This is a genomic window from Phyllobacterium sp. P5_D12, assembly GCF_054049495.1.
The window spans coordinates 1-10,185 of sequence record NZ_JBFUMG010000131.1; the positions used below are offsets into that span (position 1 = coordinate 1).

The window sequence follows — 10,185 nt, forward strand, 5'->3', positions numbered from 1 at the left end:
ATCCGGGGCAACTGGCGGGAATTCCGCCGGGCAGCAGCTGTATCGCAAACGCGTATACCAACAACCACGACGCGCTTGCCGCGAAGGATATCGGCACGGGGAAATGGTTGTTCCTGCACATGGTCGACACAGTCGCCATCGTACATGCCATGATCCTTCGAATGCAGGCACTGATGCTGCCCGTCCAGACCTTGGTGTTGGGCGGCCACTAGACCATTTTTTTCTCAGCGAATGTCGGGATCGGAGGCCTCGACACGTCCTTAGCGGGACAACAGGCGAGAATGAACCCCCGCCTGAAGGAGGAAAAATGAGAGAGCTGATTTTGTTCATGCACATGTCCCTGGACGGCTACGTTGCTGCTGCCGAAAAAACCGCCCAGCCAAGCGCCAGCGGCGATGGTGGATCTGAGGATGATGGCACGGTCGATGATCAAGGCATTATGGACACGGTAGTGCCCAAACTGACTGGCGGCTCGGACACACTGCTGCTCGGGCGGCTCGTGGCAGACGAACTTCTCGGCTATTGGCTGACCGCGGAAACCAAATATCCCGATCTATCGAGCGGCTACCGTGCCTATGCCCGCTGGGCAACAGACGCACGCAAGGCAATCTTCTCAAACACCGAGGAGCGGCTGCCTTGGAAGAATAGCGAGCTGCTGCTGGTGAAGAATGATGAAGACATGGTGCGGACCGTTTCGGCGCTCAAGCGGCAGCCCGCAAGAACATTGTATTCCATGGCGGCGTGAGGACAGCGCAAAATCTGGCGCGGCTCAATCTGATCGATGAATATCAGCTCGTCGTAGAACCGGAGGCACTGGGCGATGGCAAACCACTTTTCAGAAACCTGGCAGACAAGCTCAAGCTAAACCTCGTCGAAGCAACGGCGCTAAAAGCCGGGGACGTTTTTCTGAGGTATCGGCCGGCAACGGTCACAAAAGCCTAGCGTGCTATTGCTTATAGCCCTTTGCCTGCATGCATGCACTGACAAGATTGGCCTGTTCCTTAGCCCTGGCAGAACTGTCAGTGGCTAGGGCGGCGGTTGAACCGGCAGCCTGATATTTGCATTCGGCCATATCCTTGTTCGCGGGTGTGACGGGCTCTTCGCTATGGACCCACTTCTTCTCGGAAGACGCGCATGCCGCGAGGAACACTATTGGAACAACAAATAGTAAAATCCGGCTCTTGGAGAGATTTTTGGAAGTATTGGATGAATCTGAAACCGCGTTGGACATCGTGAAAATCCTCTATTTAATTTGCCTAATGACCAAAGTCAGGCATAAATCTGTTTTGAATGCTCCCATGAAAAAGCAAGACTGTACCAAGGCGGCAAACTACATTGCATTTGGGGCCCGGCACAACCCCGGTTGCGATATTTGACGGGAGAAGCCCGATCGCATCAAGGAAACTGATCCCAGGTGAACCATGCCCACTAACATCCGTACCCGACGGTGCCCGCCGCCCCAGTGAGTGAAGAAGCGGTTTCGGACGCCTTACAGAAAATCGTCCCGTCTTGGCGTGAACGTGTCGATAAGCAAACCGTCCTGAAGCGCCACAACGCCGTGAACGAGATTAGGGGCGACGATGAAGCTGCTGCCGGTGGGCAGCGTCGTGGTCACGCCATCGACAGTCACCTCGAAGGCACCCTTCGCCACATAACTCACCTGGGTATGCGGATGGGAATGGAGCGCGCCGATCGCGCCCTTGTCGAAGCTGAAGGCGACGAGCATCATTTCCGGGCGATGCGAAAGGACGGCGCGGCGACTGCCGGGCGAGGTTTCCGTCCAGGCCAAGCCGTCAGGCAATGTGTGATAGTTAGACGTCTGTACTCCCATTATCGCGCCAGCCATCCGCCGTCGACGGGAAGGACCGTGCCGTGCACATAGTCCGACGCGTGGGATGCAAGGAAGACGGCCGCTCCAGCCATATCATCCGCTCGCGCCCAGCGTCCGGCCGGAATGCGTTTTAAGATATCGGCATTGCGTTCGCCATCCGCCCGCAGCGCCGCGGTGTTGTTGGTCTCGACATAGCCAGGGGCAATGGCGTTGACGTTGATACCATGGGCTGCCCACTCGTTTGCCATCAGCCGCGTCAGGCCTGCAAGGCCGCTCTTTGCCGCCGTGTAGGATGCAACACGAATCCCGCCTTGGAACGACAGGAGCGAGGCGATGTTGATGATCTTGGCAGGCCTCTTCTCCGCCATCGCCATCCTGGCGAAGGACTGGCAGAGAAAGAACGCCGATTTCAGATTGGTGTCCATGACGGCATCCCAGTCCTCCTCGGTGAAATCGATCGTATCGGCCCGGCGGATGATCCCGGCATTATTGACAAGAATATCGGGGCGATTGCGAATGGCTGCTGCTCGCTCGACGGCAGCGCGCACCTCGTCCATCCTGGAGAGATCGGCCAGGACAGGATGAAACGAACGGCCGCCGGCTGTCACGAGGGCTGCGGTTTCTTCCATCGGCGAACGTCCGACGCCAATGATGTCGGCGCCGGCACCTGCGAGACCGACTGCAATCGCCTGGCCGATGCCCGTATTTGCACCGGTGACGATGGCGCATCTGCCGTAAAGATCGAACGGATTCATCTCAGACTTTCCATCGGGACCTTGTCCATATCGGTGAAGCTCATATTATCGCCGGCCATCGCCCAGATGAACGAATATCACCCGGTGCCGGCACCGGAGTGGATGGACCACCCGGGCGACAGCACCGCATCATGGTTTTTCAACACGAGATGCCGCGTTTCGTGGGGTTCACCCATGAAATGGAAGACACGCGTCGACTCTTCCATGCCGAAGTAGAGATAGACCTCCATGCGCCGGTCATGCACATGCGCCGGCATGGTGTTCCAGACGGAACCCGGCTCGAATATCGTCAGACCGACCAGAAGCTGGCAGCTCTCGCAGACATCCGGATGTACATATTGGTTGATCGTACGGGCATTGGCCTCCTCAGTCGAGCCCGTGCGCACCTTCTTGGCCATGTCGAGCGTGATCAGCACGGTCGGGCAGGCGCGGTGTGCCGGCGCACTCAGGAGATAGAATTCGGCGGGATTTGCTGGGTCGTCACTGCGGAACGACAGCGTGCCCTGCCCCATGCCGACATAGAGCGCATCCTGGAAGCCGAGCGGATAGTCGACGTCGCCGACAATGATCGTGCCCTTGCCACCGATGTTGAGAATGGCGGCCTCGCGACGTTCAAGGAACTGGCTGGTCCCGGTTTCCTTGACCTGGTCGATCACGAGGTCTTGCCCCGCCGGGACGATACCACCCACGATCATCCGGTCGAGATGGCTGTAGGTGAGATTGATCTGGCCTTTCGAAAAAAGCCCCTCAATCAGGAAGTCCTTGCGCAGGCCTTGCGTGTCGCGCTTGGCGGCGTCTTCTGGACCAACGACCTGGCGCACGTTTACGAAAATTGTCACAGCATTTGCCTCTTGGTGTTTGATGGAAGGGTCAGGTGAGGACGACATATCCGGTTAGTTGGCTGAGGCTGGGTTCTGCCTTGTTCACATCGAACACCTTGTGCTGTCGCCGGATTGTATGGTACTGTATGGTGGTTACAAACAAATGTCAACGAGATGACGGTGGCGAAAAGCTTGGACCTTGAGACATTGAAGATCGAGACAGGGGAAACGACCGCCGCTCAGGTCGAACGGGATTTGCGCGAGGCGATCATCCGTCTCGATCTCGCGCCCGGTTCACGTCTGTCCGAGCAGGAGATCGCGTCTCGTCTCGGCGTTTCCCGCCAGCCGGTACGCGAGGCGCTGATCGCCCTCGGAAAATCCAAGCTCGTCGAAATCCGCCCCAATCGCGGGACCGTCGTGGTCCGCATCTCGGCGCGCCAGATGATGGAGGCCCGCTTCGTGCGCGAGGCGATCGAGGTTGCCGTTGTACGGCGGGCCAGCGAAAGCTTCGATACGTGGACGCGGCGAAAGATCGACAGCATCCTCGAGCGCCAGCGAGTGGCAATGACCGACCACGATCACAATGCTTTTCGCCGGGAGGACGAGCAGTTTCATATTGCTATCGCAGAAGGAGCCGGCTGCGGTCTCGCCTGGAACGCGATTTCAGACATCAAGGCGCATATGGATCGGGTTTGCAATCTGCAGCTCCGTAACCCGGCCTCTATGAAAAACCTTATCGAGCAGCACGAGAAGATCGTCACCGCCATCGACGCCCGAAACGCCGATGCCGCAGCCGACGCCATGAGAGTGCATCTGAACGGCATTCTGAATGATCTACCACAGATCGAATCTGACAATCGTGAGCTGTTCGAATAGCGCCGTGCAGTGCTGCGTATGAATACCTAAATCTTACACACGGCTGCCAGCCACGATCAGCCCGTGAGGCGCGCGCGAAACAACGTACAGCCGTCCGTCAGGCGCGACCTGGAGATATCCCGGAATCCAGCCTCGGTCATCCACGCGCGATACTGACCTTCAGTGTACGATTCGCCGTGGCGATAGAGGTTCAAGAATGTGAGATTCAAAAAGACACCCTCAGGCGGGCCGAGGCGGTCATCATCGACGACGCCCCACCCCGCAATTGCGATCTCGCCCCCTGGTGTGAGGCAACGCGCTGCGTTCAGGATCGAACTACGCGCTTGGTCCGGCGGTAAGACCTGGACTACAGCCTTCAGAATCGCCAGATCGTGCCGACCGATCGATGGTGCGACAGTTATGTCTCCCTCTTCGACAACCACGTCGTCGGCGCCGTATTCTGACAGGATAGCTGGCGCGACGGCTGCGACCGTTGGGAGTTCCATCAGCGTCGCCGCAATCTGCGGCCGCCCCTCGCGAAGTCCGACGAGAATAGTCCCGGCGCCCCCGCCGATGTCAATCACCGAACCGATCGCCGAGAGGTCCATCTCTTGGGCCAGATGTCGGCCGAAAATCACCCCGCCCGGTGCGAGCATGCGGCTGAAGGCCACCGCGGCCTCAGGCCCCGCTTCGGAAAAGTCGTGCAATGCAGCCGGCCGGTTCTGTCGCAGCGACTCTGCCGTCAGTAGGTCGGCTCCCCAGAGCTCGCGCAGGAGCGCATGATCGCCGCCACGATAGGTCGGCTTGGACGCGTCGAGGAAGGCCAAGGCTTCGGCTCCGTTGCGAAATTGACCGTCCCTGACTTCGAGGAGACCGATGCTGGCGAGCGCGTAGAGGAGCCGCGACAGACGGTCGGGCTCGATTTTGAGTGCGGCCCCAAGCGTGTCAGCAGTCACAGCGCCGCCACCGAGCCGAGTGAAGATGCCAAGGTCCAGCCCGGCGCGAAGCGCCAAGGCGGGGGCCACCGCTGCGATCAGGTTGTCGATCCGATCAGAATCCACCACGTCACATCCCCTTCGGCGATCTGGTTACTCGGGCGCACACGTCAGTTTGGTTGCGATACATCCTGATGCCGGTTTCGTTCAGAACCGATCACCGTCGATAAACGTTAGTTTGAAAATGCCGATAAGAGGCAATTTTTTGTGAATTTGGATTGTGCACTACTCAGTTCTCTCTACATGAGAGATCTCAAATAAATGCCTGATCTTTTTAACCAGTCCGGGCATGGCATGGATGCCGGCAATCTCAGTACTGTTCTCGAACAAATGCTTTTCTGCCTCTGCTCGTCTGCACAAAATGAGGCTGAGTTCATCGACGAGACTTGGCCTGTCATGGAGCAGTGGCGCCAAGGTCGATTTCTCGATTTCATAAACAACTGTAGAGGCGAGCGCACGCACCGTGCCCGGCTCCCCCGCGCCAGCCAGAAGGCTCGCCTCGCCGAAATAATCGCCCGGCGCCAGTTTGGCGAGTTGAAGCTGCCTGTGGCCTTCTTCGCGTGTGACGGCCAGAACTCCGCTTCGAACGATCACCAGCGACTTCATCTCACTGCCCTGCTCAGCAATCACATCCGACTTACGGAAGGTTCGACGCGACATGGATTTGGCAAGAACTTCCTTTTCGTCGTCGGTGAGCGTTTTGAAAAGCGGGAGGGCGTCGAGGAGTCGCATTTGGCTGGAGCGACTGCTCGTGGCAGGTTCCGTCTTTGCGCCAGATGCTGGTTGAACGATGGGTGTTGCCAAGGGCATGCCAGCCGCCAGGCTGTGGCGATAGATCAGATCGAATATTTCGTTCTGGGCAGTCCCCGCCAGAGCGATATCCGCAACCCGGAACGACAGCTCCAGCTCGACTGCTGAGCCGTCCAGCGATTTTATCTGGATGCTCGGTTCCGGCACGTTCAATATCGTCGTTGAACTCAAAAGGACAGCGCGCATAATATCCACGATGGCCCCCGGCGCCGTCGTTGCCGCGAAGCGCACGGTAAGGCTGACCCCGTGGCTGCGATCGGGGTTGCTTACGTTGATAAGCCTTGCCTTGGCCAAGTCGCTATTGGGGACAACGACGAGGTCGTTTTTGGCGTTCAGCAGGTGCGTTGCCCGCCAATTAGTTTCAACTACCCTGCCCTCGGTACCGTCGCTGAGAACGATCAGATCTCCAATAACATAGGGCCTACCGAGATTGAGGGCGATGCCGGAAAAGACATCGCTCAGGGTGCTTTGCAGTGCCAGGCCAAGAATAATGGCAAGCACACCGGATGTCGCGATCAGTGTGCCGACCGGCAGGCTGAAAACGTTGGCAACGACTGAGAGAACCGCTCCAAGATAGATAATGCCGACGACCAGATCCTGGATAAGCCTCCCCTCCCGCGGACGCCTTTCAAAGATCAAGAACACGCGCGCAAAACCGACAAGGGCCCAGGCGGCGTTGATCCACCAGATCACCTTTGCAATCCCGATGAAAACTTTCTGGACAGCCGAGGCTGTGGCTGGTCCCGCCTCGTAGGGAACGATGCCGTGGTAAAGCAGCAGGGTGGTCAGGACGACAAAGAACGTTACCTGAAAAGTAAGGTGCAATCGCGGATTGTTGCGCAGCGCCACCCGCGAGACGAAAGCCCCGACTGCCGCTAGGGTCCCTGCCTGAATGATCGGATCGGTGATCAGCTCAAAAAATGTCATCTGCCTTCGACGCTAGAACGCTTTGCTGCGGCTCACAAGTTGGTTCTTGCATGGATGAAACGATCACTTCACCCACCCCCGTTCCATGCTGGCCCGACCATGTGCAAATGTGAAGTTTTGTTCAGAGGGCAGTGCCAATATCTGCTCGAAATTATGCGCTGACATGGTGCGGAGCATGAGCACTGCTCACTCGCGGCAGCCAAGGACTTTGCTTCGAGGAACTGACTAACGGCGATGGTCTCTAGACCGTGCTTGAATCTTCTCGGAAATCTATGGTGCGGATAGAGAGCACCGAAAGCGCGTTTTATTGAGTATCATTATGTTTCACAGAATGCAATAAATTGTTGAAATTACTAATTTTTCTGTACCATGCTGTCATGCATGGCTTACACAAACTGACCGCCATCAAGATCAAAACATGTGGCGTAGGAAAGTTCAACGATGGTCATGGGCTCTGGCTGGTCAAGCGGCCGGATGGCGGCGGACAATGGGTTTTACGGCTTGCCATTTACGGGCACCGCAGAGAAATGGGCCTTGGTAGCCTGTCAGACGTCACACTCAAACAGGCACGCGATAAGGCGGCACATTGGCGGGCTGTGGCTAAGGATGGAAAGGACCCGATCAAAGAGCGTGGCAGACTTTTATTGGAGGCACGACTTCGGGATACTTCGTTGCGTTCCATTACCGGCGAAGCATTCGAGGCCAGAAAGGCCGAACTCAAAGGCGATGGTAAAGCCGGGTGTTGGCTCTCTCCTTTGCAAATTCATGTCTTGTCCAAGATTGGCAGCATGCCGGTAGAACTTATCCATCAAGGTAGTGTTAAGGACACCTTGTCGCCAATCTGGCACACCAAGGCTGATGTCGCTAAAAAGGCGTTGAACCGGTTAAGCATCGTTCTTCGCTACGCCGCGGCAAAGGGCTTGGACGTCGATCTGCAGGCGACGGCAAAGGCCAGAGCGCTCCTTGGCAAAAGCCGCCACCAGGCTCAACACATTGCCTCGATTTCCTGGCAGGCTCTGCCGGCATTTTACAGCTCGTTGCAAGAATAAACGGTGACCCATCTTGCGCCTTCGCCTTCTAATTTTGACCGGAGCGCGATCATCGCCACTGCGGATGATGCGGACTGAGCATGTCGATGGCGGCACCTGGACAATTCCGGCCGAGCTAATGAAGGGGCGTCAAGGCGCCACCAGTGATTTCCGCATCCCGCTGAGCTCGGAGGCAATGCGAGTGATCGAGCTTGTCCTGCCCTTTTCGAGGAATGGTTTGTTGTTTTCAGCGCCTCGTGGCGGACCGATATCCGATGCGACGATGGCGCGCCTGATGCAGCGCCGCGGGCTTGAAGCGCGGCCTCACGGATTTCGCAGCAGTTTGCGCATGTGGCTGGCCGAGGAAACGCATGGGCCGCATGAAATTGCCGAAATGACGCTAGCGCATTCATTCGGAAACAAAGTGACCCGCGCCTACCAATGATCTGACTTTCTAGATCAGCGCAGAGTGCTGATGCAGCGCTGGGGCGATTACGTTTCAACCAATGAGCTGTGGAAGACGTCTGCTACTGCCCGCCAGGCGGCAGCAAGTATAGTGTCATCGCAAGAATGAGGTAGACCATTAACATCAATACACCCACGAACCATGTCGAGTGCCCGCCGTTGGTGACGATGGTGGCCGTCATCGTAGCGATGAGCACCATGACAACCGCACCCGGCCAGAATTGCAGGTCCATCGGGCCCGGCCCGATGACGTAACTCAGCAGCACAAGGACTGGTGCAACGAATAGCGCGATTTGCGCAGCACTCCCGAGAGCAATGCCAACGCTCAGATCGAGCCTGTTCTTGCGAGCGCCGGAAAAGGCTGATGCCATTTCCGCGGCACCGCCTACCAACGCCACAACGATAAAGCCCACGAATGCGGGCGTCATTCCGAAGGTAACCGCCGCTTCCTGAACCGATTCGACAAAGATTTCACTTACGAGCGCCACCAGAACCGTGAMGCCCGCCAGCGTAACAAGGGCCACATTAAGAGGCCAACTCGACTCCTCCGAAGCCTCTTCCGTGCTGCCGAAGAGTTCGCTGTGGCTCTTCAGTGAGAATACGAGACCCAATCCATAGGCGATGATCAGGACGACTGACAGGCCGACACTCAGTTTCTGCACAAATTCCGACGGCACTTCAAAATCCGCAGAGACAACTGCTGATGGGATAATCAGGGCGACTGTTGCCAGAAACAGCAAGGTTATCTGCAGGCGCGCATTAGCGCGATTGTAGTCTTGAACGTGGTATTTCAGGCCCCCGAGCAAGAACGACGCTCCCAACATAAACAGGGTGTTGGTGACAATTGCTCCGGCCAGGGAGGCCTTTACCAAGGTAAACTGGCCAAGGCGCAGTGCCGCCAGCGCAATAATGAGTTCRGTGAGATTGCCGAGTGTTGCATTGAGGAGGCCACCGACCGCATCGCCGGTTTTTGCAGCAACGGACTCGGTGGCGTGACTGAGCAGAGTCGCCAACGGAATGATGGCCAATACCGCGAGCAGAAAAAGCAGCGTGTGCGCTTCAGGACCGGCCAACTTCGCCACAAAAACAATGGGCACGAGAGCGAGTAGCCAAAGGATCGGGTTGTGCTGGATTTCTTGCCACAAATAATTCATGACTCCTCCAAATAAAGGCTCGACCGCGGCGCAGGTACGAATTGCGATTAATGACAGTCGRACGTACGGCTTCTACGCCGACCGTCGCGAGCAACCCGGTCTCGCCTGCTAGGAAGAAGGCCGTGCGCCAGTTGCATACGACTCCATGACGTTTCCCCTAAAATCACGCGGTCGTGAGGATGGTAATTTAGTCCTAAGCTGCCGCCGCCGCAACGGGTACACGCAAGGGACGCCTGACGCATACCCGCGGCAGGCTGAGGCTACACCGAGCTTCTCACATGGCCCATCCGAGGCGCGTCCAGCGAGCACTGTTGCATCTGTCTTGCAGAACGGCCGAAACAGGTAAATAGTTAGCTGGAGGACCGAGCTATCTGGATCCGGATTGGCTGGGAAGGGGGCAGCAAAATGCAGCCGAACGTCACAATCCCTCAGCGCGCGCCGCCGCTCTTGAGAATGCTCGATTCAGCGCTTCAAATCGGACTCGTGGGGTTGCTGATCTTTGCCTGCAGCCGCATCATATTGCCGTTCACTGGTATCCTGCTCT

Annotated in this window: 9 protein-coding genes and 3 pseudogenes; 5 read left to right on the forward strand and 7 right to left on the reverse strand. The window is 57.3% G+C overall.

What is annotated here, in order from left to right:
* The 3 genes and pseudogenes from ACXJ5O_RS11105 to ACXJ5O_RS11115 form a co-directional block, all read left to right on the forward strand.
* Positions 1–212 (forward strand): annotated as a pseudogene (locus ACXJ5O_RS11105) (HlyD family secretion protein); the annotation flags it as partial.
* 95 nt (positions 213–307) lie between these two features.
* Entirely contained in the window at positions 308–745 is a 438-nt protein-coding gene (locus ACXJ5O_RS11110; protein ID WP_457299949.1) for a dihydrofolate reductase family protein, read from the forward strand.
* A complete protein-coding gene (locus ACXJ5O_RS11115; protein WP_457299950.1) occupies positions 742–942 on the forward strand; it encodes a dihydrofolate reductase family protein in 201 nt (66 codons plus the stop codon). Before ACXJ5O_RS11110 ends, ACXJ5O_RS11115 begins: the two co-directional genes overlap by 4 nt.
* Positions 943–946: 4 nt before the next feature.
* Here ACXJ5O_RS11115 and ACXJ5O_RS11120 read toward each other — a convergent pair whose 3' ends face one another.
* From ACXJ5O_RS11120 to kduI, 4 genes and pseudogenes are all read right to left on the reverse strand, one after another.
* Positions 947–1,231: a hypothetical protein gene (locus ACXJ5O_RS11120; RefSeq protein WP_457299951.1), complete on the reverse strand. Its 285-nt coding sequence runs from the start codon at positions 1,229–1,231 to the stop codon at positions 947–949.
* Positions 1,232–1,489: 258 nt separating this feature from the next.
* Positions 1,490–1,831, reverse strand: a complete 342-nt coding sequence (locus tag ACXJ5O_RS11125) for a cupin domain-containing protein (protein WP_457299952.1) — start codon at positions 1,829–1,831, stop codon at positions 1,490–1,492.
* Positions 1,831–2,586 carry a 2-dehydro-3-deoxy-D-gluconate 5-dehydrogenase KduD gene (gene kduD / locus ACXJ5O_RS11130; protein WP_457299953.1) on the reverse strand — a complete coding sequence of 252 codons (756 nt, stop codon included), beginning with the start codon at positions 2,584–2,586 and terminating at the stop codon, positions 1,831–1,833. The genes ACXJ5O_RS11125 and kduD overlap by 1 nt, the downstream gene beginning before the upstream one ends.
* Positions 2,583–3,425, reverse strand: a pseudogene (gene kduI / locus ACXJ5O_RS11135) (5-dehydro-4-deoxy-D-glucuronate isomerase). The gene kduD and the pseudogene kduI overlap by 4 nt, the downstream one beginning before the upstream one ends.
* A 156-nt stretch (positions 3,426–3,581) precedes the next feature.
* Between kduI and ACXJ5O_RS11140 the strand changes: the two are divergent.
* The gene (locus ACXJ5O_RS11140; RefSeq protein ID WP_457299954.1) at positions 3,582–4,283 is read left to right on the forward strand and encodes a GntR family transcriptional regulator; all 702 of its coding nucleotides are present in this window, start codon (positions 3,582–3,584) and stop codon (positions 4,281–4,283) included.
* A 56-nt stretch (positions 4,284–4,339) separates the two neighbouring features.
* Here ACXJ5O_RS11140 and ACXJ5O_RS11145 read toward each other — a convergent pair whose 3' ends face one another.
* Both ACXJ5O_RS11145 and ACXJ5O_RS11150 read right to left on the reverse strand, forming a co-directional pair.
* Positions 4,340–5,326 carry a methyltransferase gene (locus tag ACXJ5O_RS11145; RefSeq protein WP_457299955.1) on the reverse strand — a complete coding sequence of 329 codons (987 nt, stop codon included), beginning with the start codon at positions 5,324–5,326 and terminating at the stop codon, positions 4,340–4,342.
* Between the two features lie 156 nt (positions 5,327–5,482).
* Complete coding sequence (locus ACXJ5O_RS11150) at positions 5,483–6,994, reverse strand: cyclic nucleotide-binding domain-containing protein (RefSeq protein WP_457299956.1); 1,512 nt, start codon at positions 6,992–6,994, stop codon at positions 5,483–5,485.
* A gap of 377 nt (positions 6,995–7,371) precedes the next feature.
* On the opposite strand from ACXJ5O_RS11150, the pseudogene ACXJ5O_RS11155 reads away from it, so the two are divergent.
* A pseudogene (locus ACXJ5O_RS11155) lies at positions 7,372–8,596 on the forward strand (tyrosine-type recombinase/integrase).
* Here the strand turns inward: ACXJ5O_RS11155 and cax are convergent.
* Positions 8,550–9,641 carry a calcium/proton exchanger gene (gene cax / locus ACXJ5O_RS11160; RefSeq protein WP_457299957.1) on the reverse strand — a complete coding sequence of 364 codons (1,092 nt, stop codon included), beginning with the start codon at positions 9,639–9,641 and terminating at the stop codon, positions 8,550–8,552. The pseudogene ACXJ5O_RS11155 and the gene cax overlap by 47 nt on opposite strands.
* Positions 9,642–10,185: the final 544 nt, after the last annotated feature.

Coding starts and splice junctions, on each gene's coding strand:
- ACXJ5O_RS11110 (WP_457299949.1), top strand. CDS start 308: ATGAGAGAGCTGATTTTGTTCATGCACATGTCCCTGGACGGCTACGTT.
- ACXJ5O_RS11120 (WP_457299951.1), bottom strand. CDS start 1,231: ATGTCCAACGCGGTTTCAGATTCATCCAATACTTCCAAAAATCTCTCC.
- ACXJ5O_RS11125 (WP_457299952.1), bottom strand. CDS start 1,831: ATGGGAGTACAGACGTCTAACTATCACACATTGCCTGACGGCTTGGCC.
- kduD (WP_457299953.1), bottom strand. CDS start 2,586: ATGAATCCGTTCGATCTTTACGGCAGATGCGCCATCGTCACCGGTGCA.
- ACXJ5O_RS11140 (WP_457299954.1), top strand. CDS start 3,582: ATGACGGTGGCGAAAAGCTTGGACCTTGAGACATTGAAGATCGAGACA.
- ACXJ5O_RS11150 (WP_457299956.1), bottom strand. CDS start 6,994: ATGACATTTTTTGAGCTGATCACCGATCCGATCATTCAGGCAGGGACC.